General features: G+C 59.7%; 12 protein-coding genes. 7 read left to right on the top strand and 5 right to left on the bottom strand.

Features of this window, described 5'->3' with window-relative positions:
- Window positions 1-334 precede the first annotated feature (334 nt).
- The gene (lldD, locus tag NH398_RS16680) at window positions 335-1,498 is read right to left on the bottom strand and encodes an FMN-dependent L-lactate dehydrogenase LldD (RefSeq protein WP_253019326.1); all 1,164 of its coding nucleotides are present in this window, start codon (window positions 1,496-1,498) and stop codon (window positions 335-337) included.
- A 323-nt stretch (window positions 1,499-1,821) separates the two neighbouring features.
- On the opposite strand from lldD, the gene NH398_RS16675 reads away from it, so the two are divergent.
- The 3 genes from NH398_RS16675 to NH398_RS16665 are packed head-to-tail and all read left to right on the top strand — an operon-like array spanning window position 1,822 to window position 5,877.
- Window positions 1,822-2,592 (top strand): GntR family transcriptional regulator, encoded by a 771-nt coding sequence (locus NH398_RS16675; protein WP_159340575.1) that lies wholly within the window; start codon window positions 1,822-1,824, stop codon window positions 2,590-2,592.
- Window positions 2,589-4,502, top strand: a complete 1,914-nt coding sequence (locus tag NH398_RS16670) for an ATP-binding protein (protein ID WP_253019325.1) — start codon at window positions 2,589-2,591, stop codon at window positions 4,500-4,502. Before NH398_RS16675 ends, NH398_RS16670 begins: the two co-directional genes overlap by 4 nt.
- Window positions 4,495-5,877, top strand: coding sequence for a sigma-54 dependent transcriptional regulator (locus NH398_RS16665; RefSeq protein ID WP_159340573.1), 1,383 nt, complete (start codon window positions 4,495-4,497; stop codon window positions 5,875-5,877). Before NH398_RS16670 ends, NH398_RS16665 begins: the two co-directional genes overlap by 8 nt.
- On the opposite strand, the gene NH398_RS16660 is transcribed toward NH398_RS16665, so the two are convergent.
- From NH398_RS16660 to NH398_RS16650, 3 genes are all read right to left on the bottom strand, one after another.
- Entirely contained in the window at window positions 5,853-6,524 is a 672-nt protein-coding gene (locus tag NH398_RS16660) for a metal-dependent hydrolase (protein WP_159340572.1), read from the bottom strand. The genes NH398_RS16665 and NH398_RS16660 overlap by 25 nt on opposite strands.
- Before the next feature lie 90 nt (window positions 6,525-6,614).
- Window positions 6,615-7,166, bottom strand: a complete 552-nt coding sequence (locus NH398_RS16655) for a gamma carbonic anhydrase family protein (RefSeq protein WP_159340571.1) — start codon at window positions 7,164-7,166, stop codon at window positions 6,615-6,617.
- Window positions 7,167-7,218: 52 nt separating this feature from the next.
- The gene (locus NH398_RS16650; RefSeq protein ID WP_253019324.1) at window positions 7,219-8,559 is read right to left on the bottom strand and encodes a sodium-dependent transporter; all 1,341 of its coding nucleotides are present in this window, start codon (window positions 8,557-8,559) and stop codon (window positions 7,219-7,221) included.
- Between the two features lie 201 nt (window positions 8,560-8,760).
- On the opposite strand from NH398_RS16650, the gene prlC reads away from it, so the two are divergent.
- The 4 genes from prlC to NH398_RS16630 all read left to right on the top strand — a co-directional run bounded on the left by prlC (window position 8,761) and on the right by NH398_RS16630 (window position 14,684).
- Entirely contained in the window at window positions 8,761-10,809 is a 2,049-nt protein-coding gene (gene prlC / locus NH398_RS16645) for an oligopeptidase A (protein WP_253019323.1), read from the top strand.
- A gap of 61 nt (window positions 10,810-10,870) precedes the next feature.
- Window positions 10,871-11,119 carry a YheV family putative zinc ribbon protein gene (locus NH398_RS16640; protein ID WP_159340568.1) on the top strand — a complete coding sequence of 83 codons (249 nt, stop codon included), beginning with the start codon at window positions 10,871-10,873 and terminating at the stop codon, window positions 11,117-11,119.
- A 280-nt stretch (window positions 11,120-11,399) separates the two neighbouring features.
- Entirely contained in the window at window positions 11,400-12,380 is a 981-nt protein-coding gene (locus tag NH398_RS16635) for a TAXI family TRAP transporter solute-binding subunit (RefSeq protein ID WP_159340567.1), read from the top strand.
- Between the two features lie 99 nt (window positions 12,381-12,479).
- The gene (locus NH398_RS16630) at window positions 12,480-14,684 is read left to right on the top strand and encodes a TRAP transporter fused permease subunit (protein ID WP_253019322.1); all 2,205 of its coding nucleotides are present in this window, start codon (window positions 12,480-12,482) and stop codon (window positions 14,682-14,684) included.
- Window positions 14,685-14,794: 110 nt separating this feature from the next.
- Here NH398_RS16630 and NH398_RS16625 read toward each other — a convergent pair whose 3' ends face one another.
- On the bottom strand, window positions 14,795-16,006 hold the full coding sequence (locus tag NH398_RS16625; protein ID WP_253019321.1) for an SLC13 family permease: 1,212 nt from the start codon (window positions 16,004-16,006) through the stop codon (window positions 14,795-14,797).
- Window positions 16,007-16,109: the final 103 nt, after the last annotated feature.

Below are 16,109 nucleotides of genomic sequence, written 5' to 3'. Positions count from 1 at the left end.
ATTACCTGATCAAATTGTTAAAGAGCTGTTTCGCTGTGCCGGCTCGATGACCTGAACCGTGTTGCCTCAGCGAGGAAGGCGTATTCTACGCATTCCGTGGTGTTTGTCAACCGCTGTTTTCAGCGAGCGAAGCGAGCGATCCAATCAATAACGAGATGGCGCTAACTTCCTGACAAACCAGAGGTTTTTAACCTCATTCACCGCTGGTAACGCTTGGCGTCCCCGGCAGCGGATGCGTACTTTACGGATTCGAAGCCGGGTTGGCAAGAGGGTTTTGTAAAAAAACTCCAACATGACCCTGCTAAGCTGAAACGTTGTGTGTCTCTCCACTCTACTAAGCTGAATGATTCAGCGTACTCATCGCTTCAGATACCAGCGATTCAGAGTTTAAGTCTGCAATCGTACGAGCGCCTGTCAGGGTCATGGCAACCTTCATCTCTTTTTCGAACAGGTCGAGCAGGTGGGCCACCCCCGCTTCACCCGCCGTTGCCAGTGCATAGATGAAAGCACGACCAATGAGCGCAGTGTCCGCCCCCATGGCAATCATTCGCACTACATCTAGTCCGCTGCGTACGCCAGAGTCAGCCAAAATGGCCAAGTCACCTTTGACAGCATCTGCAATGGCAGGGAGCGCACGTGCGGTAGAGGGCACGCCATCCAACTGTCGGCCGCCATGATTCGACACCACGATTCCATCGGCACCAAAACGCACGGCATCTTTTGCATCTTCTGGGTCTAAAATCCCTTTGATAATCATCGGGCCATCCCAGAACTCACGGATCCACTCCAAATCTTTCCAAGAGATTGCCGGGTCGAAGTTATCACCCAGCCAGGCAATGTAGTCTTCCAGCTCGGTGGGCTTGCCTCGGTAGTCGGACACATTCCCCAGATCGTGGGGGCGGCCATGAATGCCGACGTCCCATGCCCATAGAGGATGCAGCGCTGCCTGAAGCATGCGCCTCATGGGGCCATGCTTACCACTCATACCGGAGTGGGCATCACGATAGCGAGCGCCGGGCACCGGCATATCGACGGTGAAAATCAGCGTTTTCACACCTGCAGCTTTCGCGCGCTCCAGCACGTGCTTCATGAAGCCACGATCTTTCAGCACGTAGAGCTGAAACCAGATGGGACGCTCCACGGCGGCAGCGACTTCCGCTATGGGGCATACCGACACGGTAGAGAGCGTGAACGGCACCCCCTTCTTGGTGGCTGCGCGCGCCGCCTGCACTTCGCCACGCCTAGCATACATACCCGCAAGCCCAACGGGGGCTAGTGCGAGCGGCATGGCGAGCTTTTCACCCAATAGCTCGGTTTCCAGTGAAAGTGACGACATATCCTTGAGCACACGCTGACGCAGCGCGACATCGCGCAAATCATCGACATTGCGGCGCAGCGTATGCTCGGCATACGACCCGCCATCGGCATAATGGAAGAGAAAGGGAGGAAGGCGGCGCTTGGCAGCCTGGCGGTAATCCGTTGAAGCAGAGATGATCATGACGGGCCCTATGCACGGAAGACGTTATTATAAGTAGCCACTAAGAGTAGGCGCGAAATCGCTGGCGATGGCTTTACACTACGACTGACCGTACACAGCGATACACCTGCCATTCAGCTTTCATTGGTCATACCAATTGACAACCAACGTTCAGTAACGTTAATGACAAGCTGATGGCATGTCAAACGAAGATCCCACCTGACGGGTAGCCGAGCTATAGACCTTAGTTTAGCCACGATCTCTGGCGAACACGGTATTCGCTGCTTGAGTCGCCCTCTAAAACGCCCTATTATTGGTCTTACCAATTAAGGGAGCACTTATCGATGACCTACCCTCCGCTCCGTCAACAGCGCCTTGCCGACGTGATAACGGAACGCCTGGAAGCCATGATTTTGGAAGGCAGCCTCAAGCCCGGCCAGCGTTTACCCCCAGAAAGGGAGCTGGCCGAGCGTTTCGGCGTATCGCGCCCATCGCTGCGAGAGGCCATTCAAAAGCTGGCAGCCCGAGGCCTGCTCACTAGTCGCCAGGGCGGCGGCACGTTCGTGAACGAAACGCTGAACAGCGGTTACACCGATCCGCTGCTGGAAATGCTTTCGCGCCATAACGAATTCCATTTGGATCTGTTGGAATTCCGTGACGCCATGGAGGGCATTTCCGCCTACTACGCGGCCCTTCGCTCCACGCCTGCCGACAAAGCCGTGCTCATTCAGCGCTTCGAGGAGCTCGATGGTGGCTTCGTCGGTGCCGACCCGGCTCAGGAAGCAAAACTAGACGCAGCCTTTCATCTCGCCATCGCGGAAGCCGCGCACAACGTGCTGCTGCTGCACACCATTCGCGGCATTTTCCACCTGCTCGAACAGAGCATCGTGGATAACTTGGCCCATCTGTTCGCCAAGCCCGACTCTCGCACCCAACTCATGAAGCAGCACCGCGCCTTGCTGGATGCCATCCTAGAAGGCCGTGCGGAAGACGCCCGAGCACGCGCCCACGAGCACTTGGTGTATGTGGAAGAGGGGCTACTTGAAATGGCTAGAGCCGAAACCCGCGCCCAGCGGGCCTTACGCCGCGCCCAGGGCACCAGCAGTCCGGCATGAGTAATCACCTCAGTCCTACCGCACGGCGCTGGCGTCGGCTATGGCTGATCGCCATTCCTGTGGGGCTATTGCTGTGCATGTGGCAGGCGGCCCAGCTCGCCCGTGAACAGGCGCTGTCGAATCTGCAGGATGACGCCGAGAACGAGCTACGTCTCTCAGCCGCCAACTTGAACGGCTATCTGCTGCGCTACGACTACCTGCCACAAATGCTCGCCACTCGGGAAGGCGTTCAGCGCTTTTTGGACTCTCCTGATAGCCAAGACCCTATGCCGCTCAACCTGCTGCTGGATCGCTTTCGCTTCACCTCAGGCGTCTCGGACGTGTACCTGCTGGATCGCGATGCCAACACCATTGCCGCCAGCAACTGGCATCGTCCGAACACCTTCATTGGCCAGAACTATGCCTTCCGTAGCTACTACTCGGATGCCATCGCAGGCGGTCAGGGACGGTTTTTTGGGCTAGGTATCAAGTCCCTGGAGCGCGGCTACTACTTCTCCTCACCGGTATGGTTGGACGATACCTCTCCCGATGCCAAGCCCGATGGCGTGATCGTCGTCAAAGTGCTGCTCGATGATGTCGAAGAGAGCTGGGCCGAACAGGACGCCGAGCTGTTCGTCACCGACAGCGACAACATCATCTTCATGGCCAGCCACCCCGAACTGCGTATGAACGCTCTCTATCCGCTGAGCGACGAACAGCGTGATGCGCTCCGTGACACCCGCCGCTATGCCATGGAGCCGCTCACGCCGTCCGGCATTCAACTGGATACCCCCTACGGGCCCGGCAGTTACCTTGTGAGCTTTGCCCATGGCCCGCTAAGCGGCGGGCGCTATTTGAGCCTGACGCGCCCCATCCCCGAGTTTGGCTGGCAAATGCATATTCTCAAGCCGCTGACGCCGGTCATGAACGCCCAGTGGATTGCCGCCCTGATGGCGGGCGGGCTTTACGGCGTCATCGCCCTGGCGGGCGGCATTGGCTGGCAACGTCTCCGACTGCGCCGAGAGCGCGAAGCCTTTGCCGAGCGGGAGCGCCAAACGCTCGCTCGCGTGCGCGATGAGCTCGAAGTCAGCGTCGAGCGGCGAACCCGCGATCTGGTCGCCAGCAACCAGCGCCTCTCCGATGAGATCGAAGAGCGGCGACGGGCAGAGGCCAACCTACGCCAAACCCAGGACGAACTGATTCAAGCTGCTAAACTCGCCGTGCTGGGGCAACTGGCAGCGGGCATCAATCACGAACTCAACCAGCCCCTGGCCGCCATTCGCGCCTATGCGGAAAACGCTCGCCGTTTCATCGAACTGGCACGGATCGAACGCGCCGACGCCAACTTGGCGCACATTGTCGAGCTCACCGAGCGCATGGCCGACATTAGCGCCCAGTTGCGCCAGTTCTCCCGCAAGAGCAGCGAGCGCCAGGAAACGATTTCGGTACAGGCGTGCATCGAGTACGCCCTGCGGCTGTTCCATAGCCGCCTTCGCGATGACGGCATCCACGTCGTCCAGCAGTGGCCGGAAGAGACCCTCTGGGTAGAGGGCGACCTGGTGCGCCTGGAGCAGGTGCTGGTGAATCTGATCGGTAACGCGGTTCAGGCCATGAAGGAGATCGAAGCGCCTGTGCTCACGCTTAGCACCCACGTAGACGATCACTACGTGGTCATCAGCGTGGCAGACAATGGCCCAGGCATTGCAACGGATCATCTGGGACACATTTTTGAGCCCTTTTTTACCACCAAAGCACCGGGCAGCGGATTAGGGCTAGGACTCTCGATCTCCTCGCGTATTATGGAAGACCTGGGAGGCAAGCTACAGGCCAACAATCTGGCCAATGGCGGTGCCTGTTTTACGGTAACCCTGCCACGCTCGCCAGCGCCTTCCCCCTCCCGCCATGAACAGGAGAACCCATCCCATGCATGAGCCGTCGACACTGCCGGTCATGGTGATCGACGACGAGCCGCATCTTCGCATCACCGCCAGCCAAACCTTAGAACTCGCGGGCTATACGCCCCACTGCTTCGAGTCCGCCGAACAGGCGCTGGCCGCTTTGCCACCCGACTTTCCCGGCGTCATCGTCAGCGATATACGCATGCCCGGCATGGACGGCATGGCGCTGCTGCATGAACTGCATAGCCGCGATGCCACGCTGCCGATCATTCTGATTACCGGCCATGGCGATATCTCCACTGCGGTAGAGGCGATGCGGGCAGGTGCCTGGGACTTTCTGGAAAAACCCTTCGCGGGCGACCAGCTGCTGGATGTGGTGAGGCGTGGCATCGAAAAGCGCCAGCTAAGCCTCGAAAACCTGCGCTTGAAAGCCGAGCTAGAGGTGCAGCAAGCCGCGCTGGGCCCGCGCCTGGTTGGGCGAACGCCAGTGATCTCACGGCTTGCCGCCATGATCCAGCGTATTAGCCAGGTGGAAGCCGACGTGCTGCTGTTTGGCGAAACGGGCACCGGCAAAGACCTCGTTGCCCGTGCCATTCACGAGCGCAGTGCCCGGCGGAACAGTCCCTTCATGGCCATCAACTGCGGCGCGGTGCCAGAAAACACCATCGAGTCCGAGCTGTTTGGCCATGAAAAAGGCGCCTTTACCGGCGCAGTCGAACGGCGCATTGGCAAATTCGAGCACGCCAACGGCGGCACGGTCTTCTTAGACGAGATCGAGTCGATGCCGTTGGCTCTACAGGTGAAGCTGCTGCGCGTGCTGCAAGAGCGCAGCGTGGAGCGCCTAGGGGCCAACGAAGCGGTGCCGCTCAATATTCGCGTTATCGCCGCTACCAAAGTGGACCTGAAAGTCGCCGCTGACGAGGGGCGCTTTCGCGAAGATCTTTATTACCGGCTCAATGTGGTGACGCTCCCGCTGCCAGCCCTACGGGAAAGGCGGGAAGATATCCCGCTGCTGTTCCAACACTTTGCCGTGGTCGCCGCCAACCGCAGCGGCCTGGAAGCACCGACCCTGGATAGCCATGCCGTGGCCGCGCTGCTGGCCCACGACTGGCCCGGCAACGTTCGCGAGCTGCGTAATTTAGCAGAACGCTATGTACTGTTAGGCGCGGCGTTCGACTACCGCCTGGATGTCCTTCTGGAGGGGGTTGCCGCAGATACGCAAGAACCCACGCTGCCGCGTCAGGTAGAGCTATTCGAGAAGAGTTTGATCAGCCAGTCCCTGGCCCGCCACCATGGCCGCGTGACCGATGTTTGTCGCCATCTGGGGATTCCCCGCAAAACCTTTTACGACAAGCTAAAGAAACATGGCCTCAGCGCCGACGACTATCGCCACAGCAGTGAGCCTTGATGAAAGAGCTCCAGCAGCACCCCCCACGGGGGCACCCAGGGCACCAGCACCAGCAGGGCAATCAGCATCAGCAGGTTAGAAAGCGGGCGGCGGCTATCGCCCAGCTTCAGCGCCGTACCGAACGAGCGCTTCAGCCGCGCGCCCTCCAAGTCGACGCTAAACAGCTCGTCCAGGCTCAGATGGATGATGAAGCCAAGCAGCACCGCCGCCCCGTGGGACCACGCCAGCCAAGCCGGCTGCACCAATAAATGGTAGCTAATGGCAGCGGTGGCCAGCGCGCAAAGCCCGGCGGCCATCAGCGAATGCCAGATGCCACGGTGCACGGTCAGGCGCGAAAACAGCACCGCTGCTAAATAGCGCACCGAAAAGTAGATGCCCCCGCAGGCCACCAGCAGCAACCCAGGCGTCAGCCAGGGTTGGAGCAGCAGCACGCCCAGCACCAGCGACGGAACGGATAATAGATTGAAAATCAGGCGGATAGAGCGGGACCGATCGGCGTCGATATCGGGCAGAATGCCGCCAAAGGCCACCAAAGCAATGACCAGCAGCGCTTGCGGCGCTCCCCACCACTGGGCCTGCCAGCCAACGTAGGCCATTAGCGTGCCGCCCGCTGCTGCTACCGTAATATGCGTGCGAAAATTAGCCATGTCGCGGCACCCTGGAAAACTGGATAAATTACCAGATTTTTAGAGCGTGCAACATGGCTATGTTAGAAAAAAGAGTGGTAGGGCAAGCGCTTAGCGACCGCTTTCGGCATCGCCGAGAAACTGATCTTTTAACTTCACGTAATTGCCAGCGGTATAGGGAAAGAACGCGCGCTCTTTCTCCTTGAGCGGGCGCAGCGCCTTTGCCGGGTTGCCTGCGTAAACATAGCCGCTCTCCAGCCGCTTCCCGGGCGTCACCACGGCGCCAGCGGCAATGATCACCTCGTCTTCCACCACGGCACCGTCCATGACGATCGCTCCCATGCCCACCAAGATACGGCTACCCAGCGTGCAGCCATGCAGGATGGCCTTATGACCAATGGTGACATCCTCGCCAATGGTGAGCGGAAAGCCGTCGGGGTTGAAGTCACTCGCGTGAGTGATGTGCAGCACGCTGCCATCTTGAACGCTGGTACGCGCGCCGATGGTAATGCGGTGCATATCGCCACGAATCACCGTCATGGGCCAGACTGAGCAGTCATCGCCGAGCGTGACATTGCCAATCACCACGCTGGCGGGATCGATGTAGACACGCTCACCCAACTGCGGCGAGACTCCTTGATACGTCCTTAGGGCACTGCTCATGGCACACTCCTCTAAAGCATTTCGCGTTTCGTGTCGACGCGGGATGACAGCACTATAGCAACCCGCCGAGTAGAACAATAAACGTCAGTGGAATCGAGACCCAGCGAACGATATTGCGCCACATGACATAGCCACCATCGCCCACGCCCAGCGCTTTCACGACCAGCGCTTGCGGCATCACCCAAGCGGCAAAGGTAGCAATCAGCAAACCACCTAAGGGCAGGAAAATATCGGGCGGAATACTGCTCACCAGTTCGAACACGTTACGCCCAAACAGCGGCCTAAACTCGGCCAGCGTCGAGAACGAGAACGCCGATAGCAGGCCCAGAAGCCAGACGCTGATCGCCACCACGGCGGTCGAAAGACTGCGCCGCCAGCCCAGCCCCTGCAACGTGGCCACCATCGGCTCGGCAAGGTTGATCGCCGAGGTCCAGGTGGCCAGCAGCAGCAGCAGGAAAAATACGCTGAGCCAGAACGAGCCCCAGGGCAGCTCGGAAAACGCGATGGGCAGCGTCACGAACATGAGTCCTGGTCCATCGGCGGGGTCCATGCCCTGGGCAAACACCACCGAGAAAATCGCAATGCCTGCCAGCAGCGCCACGCTAATGTCCAGCACCGCCACGGCAAAGGCTGCCTTCGGCAGGCTCTGCTCATCGGGCATGTAAGCCCCGTACGCCATCAGCGCACAGGCACCGACTGCCAGCGTAAAGAAGGCATGGCCCATGGCATGTAACACGACAGCAGGCGTCACGTCCTCGAAGGAGGGCAGAAAGAGCCACGACAGCGCGGTACCAAAGCCCGACGTAGTAGTGGCATAAATAGCTAATAGCAGCAGCAACCCGTAAAGCAGCGGCATCAGCAGGTTGTTGAGCCGCTCGAGCCCTTTGGCCACCCCGGCTGCCACCACCGTCATGGTCATGAAGAGGAACAGCGAGTGATTGAAGATCAGCAGCCCAGGGTTCGCCAGAAACGCGTCGAACCCCGCGCCGATCTCGGCAGCGCTGGCACCGTCAAAATTGCCGTTCACCGAGGCCACTAAAAACTCAATCGACCAGCCGGAGACCACCGAGTAAAACGACAAAATACAGAACACGGTGAACGCGCCAAACAGCCCCAACCAGCGCCAATGGCGGGAAGCCCCGGCTTCTGACGCCAGCACGCCGAGCGCCTGCATCGGCCCACGCCGCCCGGCACGCCCAATCAGGATTTCCGCCATCATCACGGGAATGCCTAACAGCAGCACGAACGCTACGTAAATCAACAGGAAAGCAGCACCGCCGTTCTCTCCCGCCACATAGGGAAAGCGCCAAATATTACCCAGCCCAACCGCAGCACCTGTTACCGCCAAGATAAAGGCCCGTTTCGACCCCCAGCGCTCTAGCGTTTCACTCATTACTTGCTCCTGCCATGGGTGGCATTGTTGGTGACACTTGCAGATTACGGATATGGAAAGGCGGCAAGACTAGCAGGCGCCTGCCCCCAGGCCAAACGCTTGCAGCGGGTCAAGCATTGAAACAACGCCTCACTGCCCGCACTGTGTCATCATCAGCGCACGTTTTTGTGCGCCCCTAACTTGATTGCTATCGAGGTGCTTATGTCCCGCAACCCGTTGCTAGAGAGCCACGAGCTTCCCCCTTTCGCCGACATTCGTGCCGACCACGTGGTGCCTGCCGTGGACACGCTGCTCGATGAGAGCCGCGAGGCGATTGATCGCCTAGCCCAGCAGTCCGCTACCACACCCCCAACGTGGGAGAACTTTGCCGCCCCGCTGGAAGCAGTGAATGACCGTCTTTCCCAAGCTTGGTCGCCGGTATCGCACCTCAACGGCACCATGAACACCCCCGAGCTGCGCGATGCTTACCAAGCTTGCTTGGAAAAACTCTCTGCGTTTGGCACATGGGTCGGTCAGCACGAAGGGCTGTTCAAAGGCTGGCAGGCGCTAAAGGAGAGCGAGAGTTGGCCAACGCTCACGGCTGCTCAACAGCGCACGGTGGATAACGCCCTGCGCGATTTCCGTTTGGCCGGGGTCGACCTACCGGCGGATAAGAAGGCTCGTTACGGCGAGATTCAGTCCCGCCTCTCCACGCTTTCTAACCAGTTCTCTAACAACGTGCTGGACGCCACTCAGGCGTGGCACAAAGACATTCAGGATCGCGAGGCGCTGGCGGGCGTTCCGGAAAGCGCCCTGGAGACCCTTAAGGCGCTGGCAGACGCCAAAGGCGTGGAGGGTTATCGCATTACGCTGGATTTCCCCAGCTTCTTCCCCATCGTCAGTTACGCCGACAGCCGCGAGCTGCGCGAGGAGGTGTATACCGCTTTCGTGACCCGCGCCTCCGACCAGGGTCCCAACGCAGGCAAATTCGACAACGCCCCCATTTTGGAAGAAATACTGACCCTGCGTCAGGAACTGGCGCGGCTGCTGGGCTTCGATACCTACGCCGACTACTCGCTGACCACCAAAATGGCAGACTCCCCCGCGCAGGTGCTGGACTTCCTGGAAGACCTCGCCCGCCGCGCCAAACCGCAAGCGCAGGAGGAGTTCGCCGAACTCAGCGCCTACGCCCGTGACAAGCTAGGTATCGAGACGCTCAAACCCTGGGATGTCGCCTACGCCAGCGAGAAACTGCGCGAAGCACGCTACGCTATTTCCCAAGAGCAGCTGCGCCCCTACTTCCCCGCGCCGCGGGTCGTCGATGGTTTGTTCCAAGTCGTCGAGCGCCTTTATGGCGTTCAAGTAACAGAAGACAGCAGCGCTCCGAGCTACCATGACGATGTGCGCTTCTTCCGTATTACCGAACAGGGCACGCCGATTGCCGGGTTCTACCTGGATCTCTACGCCCGCGAAGGTAAACGAGGCGGTGCGTGGATGGCCGACTGCCGGGTACGCCGCAAAACCGAAAACGGCGTGCAGCTCCCCGTGGCCTTCTTGACCTGCAACTTCACCGCGCCGGTGGGCGGCAAGCCTGCACTCCTCACCCATGACGAAGTGACCACGCTGTTCCACGAATTTGGCCACGGCCTGCACCATATGCTGACCAAGCAAGAGGTGGCCGATGTCTCGGGCATCAACGGCGTCGCCTGGGATGCCGTCGAGCTGCCCAGCCAGTTCATGGAAAACTACTGCTGGGAGCGGGAAGGCCTCGACCTGCTGGCCAAACATGTGGACACCGGCGAACCGCTGCCGGACGTTCTGTTCGAGCGGCTGCAAGCGGCGAAAAACTTCCAGTCCGCCATGGGCATGGTGCGTCAGATCGAGTTTTCACTGTTCGACCTGCGCCTTCACCACGAGCTGGAAGCGCCTTCGGCCAGCGATGTTCAAGCGCTGCTCGACGACGTGCGTCGCCAAACCTCCGTCGTGCCCGTGGTCGACTTCAACCGCTTCCAAAATAGCTTCAGCCACATTTTTGCGGGCGGTTACGCTGCCGGATACTACAGCTACAAGTGGGCAGAAGTGCTCTCCGCCGACGCCTGGAGCGCTTTTGAGGAGGCGGGTATCTTTGATCCCACCACTGGTCAGCGCTTCCGTGAAGAGATTCTGGAGCAAGGCGGCGCGCGGGATGCCGCCGAGCTATTCCGCGCCTTCCGAGGCCGTGAACCCAGCGTCGAGCCGCTGCTGCGCCATAGCGGTATTCGCGCGGCCTAAGCCGCCCCGACCGTTTCGATACGGTGTGGCGGCATGGCCGTCACACCTTGGGAGTAAAGGTATGTCGAGTGTTAAACGATTTATCGCGGGCGTGACCTGCCCACGCTGCGCCGCCATGGACCGTATTCGCGCCTGGGAGCAGAACGGTATTCGCTACCGGGAGTGCGTCAGCTGCGATTTTTTCGAGCAGCTGCCCATCGAAGACGAAGCGGCCCCGGAGCTCACCACCCGAGTGAACCAGGTTCGCGACGAGCAGAAAGTTCAGGACATCCAGCCCGTGCGTATTCTAGATCCTGGCAAAAAGAAATAACGCCCCTCGCCGCCCCGTCGCAGGGTGCGGCGAACACCCCGCCTGCCAAGTGTGCGGAATTCCGCACACCTGCCTACCTGATCCGTGCGAAAAGCCAGACACTCCGCGCCTTTTGTGTTTCAACCAAAGTTGAAGACCGATTTTTCAATTCATTGATTTAAAAATAAAAATGCATACATGGCACGAGTATCGCTCTGTATAAGCTGCTTAATGATGAAGCACTGGCGGTGTCCCGCATACGCCAGACGATAATCCCAATAACAGCTTAGGAAATCTCGCCATGCGCAATACGATGCCCAAAACGATTGCCCTGCTCGCAGGTAGCGCACTTCTCGCCGCTGGCACTGCCCAAGCGGACCGCTCCGAGTGGCCGACCAACTTCACCGTAGGGACTGCCAGCCAGGGCGGCACCTACTTCGTTTACGGTTCTGGCTGGGCAAACTTCATTGCCGAAGAGCTAGACGTTTCTGGCGGCGGCGAAGTCACCGGCGGCCCGACCCAAAACCTGGCGCTGGTGCACAGTGGCGATATGGCCTTCGGCCTGACCACCATGGGCCCGGCATCCGATGCCATGAAAGGCGAAAGCCCGCTGGCCCCCGGCCTGGTGATGGACAACGTGTGCGCGCTGTTCCCGATGTACGAGACACCGTTCTCCATCGCGGCGCTCTCTAGCTCCGGCATTACCTCCATCTCAGACATTCCTGATGGTGCGCGCATCGGTTTCGGCCCGGCGGCGTCTACCTCTGACACTTACTTCCCGGCCATGCTGGAGACCCTGGGCGTGAACTTCGAGCGTCGTAACGGTGGCTGGTCGGATCTGGGCGGCCAGCTTCAGGACGGTCTGCTCGACGTTGTCGCCTTTGCAGCGGGCATCCCGATTCCGGCGGTTAGCCAGCTGGAAGTACAAACCGACGTGAACATCATCGAATTTACCGAAGAAGAGCTGGCCACCGTGCTGGATAACTATCCGGTTGCTGAGTTCACGATCCCCGCCAGCACCTACACCACGCTGGAAGAGGACGCTCGTGCCGTTTCCATGTGGAACTTCGCCATTGCCGGTTGCGACCTGCCGGAAGACTTCATCTACGAAGTCACCAAAGCGACCATGGAAAACAACGATCGGATGCGCGACGTACACCGCAGTGCTGAAACCAGCATTCCGGAGAACATCGTTCATAACACCGTCCTGCCCTTCCACCCGGGTGCAGCACGCTGGTACGAAGAGAACGGTTACGACATCTCTGACGACATGATCAAGTAAGTACGACGCACCATCGCGCTGCCCCGCTGCCGATCCTGTCGGGCGGGGCAGCGTTCGCTACTGCCCCTTTCTCTGCTTTTGCTGTGAGGGTGACCTCTGATGAGTCACAATACCGACCAAGACCCCAACGGCCTCAAGGATGACGCCCTAGCGGCTTCCTCAACGCCCGACTCGATTGCCGATGGCGTCGATGAAGAAGTTGTTGAGCCCAACCGCCGCCTATTCGTTGGCTGGCAGTTCCTGCTATTTGCAGCACTGGCGATTGCCTACTCAGGTTTCCACCTGTTTTCACTCAACGTGTACCCCATGGAAACCTGGTCGTTCCGTATCGTTCACATCGCCGGTGCGTTGATTTTGGGTTACGGGCTGTTTGCCGGTGCCCGCTTTGCTGAAGATGACCAGCAAGCCTCCCCTGCTTGGCTGAAATGGGTGAGCTATGCGCTGTTGATCCCTGCGGTGTACTCGCTGGTCCAAGTGGTTTTGATGCAGCAGACCATCAACGGCGGGGCGATGCGTATCGACCCGGCCATAGAAACGCTGCACTTTGGCTATCCGCTGATGGCCACCACGGCGGTCGCCATCGTGCTCTCCTGGTTCTACCGCCAGGCGCGCCACCGTTTCAACGCCGCTGATCTCGTGCTCATGGTGTGCGCACTGGCCAGCGCGGGCTACCTACTGATGGCCTTCAACACCACCATGCGGATGTCCACCGGCACCTCGTTTGCGCCGCCCGGCATCTCTTGGGCAGCCATCGCAGGCTCGCTGCTGATTCTCGAACTGACTCGCCGGGTGGCAGGGTTGGCGCTGGTCGTTATTTCGGCCGTGTTCCTGACCTATGTCTTCGCAGGTCCCTATTTACCCGGCTTCCTAGGCTATCCTGGCCTGTCGGTCCAGCGCTTCTTTAGTCAGGTCTATACCGATGCGGGCATTCTCGGCCCGACCACGGCGGTCTCGTCCACCTATATCATTCTGTTCATCATTTTTGCCGCGTTCTTGCAGGCCTCCAAAGTGGGCGACTACTTCGTCAACTTCGCCTTTGCCGCGGCAGGCCGTGCCCGTGGCGGCCCGGCGAAAGTGGCCATCTTTGCCTCTGGCTTGATGGGGATGATCAACGGTACGTCGGCTGGTAACGTGGTCTCCACCGGCTCCCTGACCATCCCGCTGATGAAGAAAGTAGGCTACCCCGCTCGTAGTGCAGGGGCGATCGAAGCGGCCGCCTCGACCGGTGGTCAGATCATGCCGCCTATCATGGGGGCGGGTGCGTTCATCATGGCGGAAGTGACCGGTATCCCCTATACCGAAATCGCCATTGCCGCCGTCATTCCGGCCATTCTCTACTTTGCATCGATCTACTTCATGGTAGATTTCGAAGCCGCCCGTAAAGGCATGCGCGGCATGCGCAAAGACGAGATACCGCTGTTCTCCAAGCTAGTGAAGCAGGTCTACCTGTTCGCACCGATCATCATTTTGATCGTGGCGCTGTTCATGGGCTACTCGGTGATTCGTGCGGGTACGCTGGCCACTGCCTCTGCGGCCGTCGTCAGCTGGATTTCACCCAACAAGATGGGCCTGCGCGCCATTCTAAGAGCGCTGCAGCTTGCCGGTACCATGTCCATCCAGATCATTGCCGTGTGTGCCTGCGCGGGGTTGATCGTGGGCGTGATCTCGCTGACCGGCGTTGGCGCGCGCTTCTCTTCGCTGCTGCTGGGCTTGGCGGGCGTTAGCCAACTGCTGGCGCTGTTCTTCGCCATGCTGATCAGCATTCTGCTGGGCATGGGGATGCCGACCACGGCGGCCTACGCAGTGGCCGCATCGGTGGTCGCACCAGGGTTGATCAACATCGGCATCGAGCCGCTGATTGCCCACTTCTTCGTGTTCTACTTCGCCGTGGTCTCGGCCATTACGCCGCCGGTGGCGCTGGCCTCTTACGCGGCCGCCGGTATCTCTGGGGACAACCCCATGGGCACCTCGGTGGCGTCGTTCAAGATCGGCTTGGCGGCGTTTATCGTGCCGTTCATGTTCTTCTACAGCCCGGCCATGCTGATGGAAGGCTCGGCGATGCAGATCCTACGCGTTGGCCTCACCGCCACGCTGGGCATCGTGCTGCTCTCCGGTATGGTGCAGAAGTGGTTCTTCGGGCCGGTGAATGTGGTGCAACGCTTGGTGATGTTAGTGGGCGCGCTATTCCTGATTTACGGCGGTATCTATACCGACGTGGCAGGCTTGGCGATTGGTGTCGCGCTCTTTCTCATGCAGCGCAAGCAGCACGGCGGCAAAGGCAAGGCAACGGCAAACGCTACCTAAACCGTGACGTTTACCAGAGCCACGCTACGCAAAACCGCGTACCACCCACGCAACAGCCGGAACCGAGAGGTTCCGGCTTTTTTATGCGCCTAGCACACGGCGTATGACGCTCAGCCCAGCGTGAACCAGAGCGCTGCGGCCAGCATCGATAGCAGGGTGACAGGTACACCCACTTTAGCGAACTCTATAAACCCAAGGTGGACCCCTTGACGCTTCGCGCCCTCTGCCACGATCAGGTTTACCACGCTGCCGATCAACAGTAGGTTCCCGGCCAGAGTCGACATGACCGCCAGCATGACGAGGGTGGACTCTGACAGTGCAGGGAATAACCCCAACAGCAGCACCACAAAAGGGACATTGCCAATCACGTTACTGGCCACCAGCGACATACCCGCGATACTCCACGCATCGCCGGGCAGCCCGCCTTCGCCGACCAGACGGTTCACGACCACGCTAGCCTCTGGCAGCGATGCCAAACTCCCCGTGACGATAAACAAGCCCATAAACAGCAGAAGCAGATTCCAGTCGACGGCGTGTGTGTAGCGGTGGCTGGCCACGCGGCGCGACATCATCAACACCAGCGCCACGGCCAGCGCCGACCATTCGCGGGGTAGCGGTGTCGAGAACAGCACCAACAAGGCAACAGCAGCCAACAGTGGCTTATAGCGAAGGCTTTCTGCCACAGGCGCCGTTGCCAATGGCACCGAAGCGGGGCCACTGAGCCACCAGCGCCGCCGCCAGGCGAGCCAGATGACGCTGTAGGTTGTCATCAGCGCGACCAGCGCAGGAACGGCGGCTTGCAGGCTGTAATCCCAAAACGCTAAGTCGCCCGCCTGACCAATCAGAATATTTTGCGGGTTGCCGATTAGGCTCGCCGCCGAGCCTGCGTTACAGGACATAGCCAGGGCCAACAAAAATGGGCGTGGATCTAAGCCCCGCGCCAGCAGCGTCTGGCACAGCAGCGGCGTCAGCGCAAATGCGACAATATCGTTGACCAGCAGCGCCGATAGCACGCCGCCCAACAGCACTACGCCGAGCAGCAGTTTGCTAGGCTGTTCCGCATGCCGGGCCATCCACTCTGACAGCTGGTGATACACCCCTGAAAAGCCAAACTGGGCTGAGACCAGCATGAGCGCCATCAGCAGCACCAGCGCGCCGATGTCGATATGGCTGGCAATCTCCTCCAGCTGAACGGTGCCGGTCACCAGCAAGACACACGCCGCCGCGAGGGCCATCCAAGAGCGGTCGACCTGCAGGCCAGGCAAGCGGCCCACTGCCATGCCCAGGTAGGTGAATGCGAACATGGCAGTGATGAGCCACATCGTGAGTGCTCCTTCTCAAAGCGCAAAAAGAGCAGGCATCATACGGCGCTTGCTGATCGCCACAAAGCGCTAAAAAACCTGTTAGAAACCCATAAAAAAACCG

It is taken from the genome of Halomonas sp. CnH100-B (genome assembly GCF_024124605.1).
Classification (GTDB): Bacteria; Pseudomonadota; Gammaproteobacteria; order Pseudomonadales; family Halomonadaceae; genus Vreelandella.
This window is presented reverse-complemented; position numbering and strand designations above follow the sequence as displayed.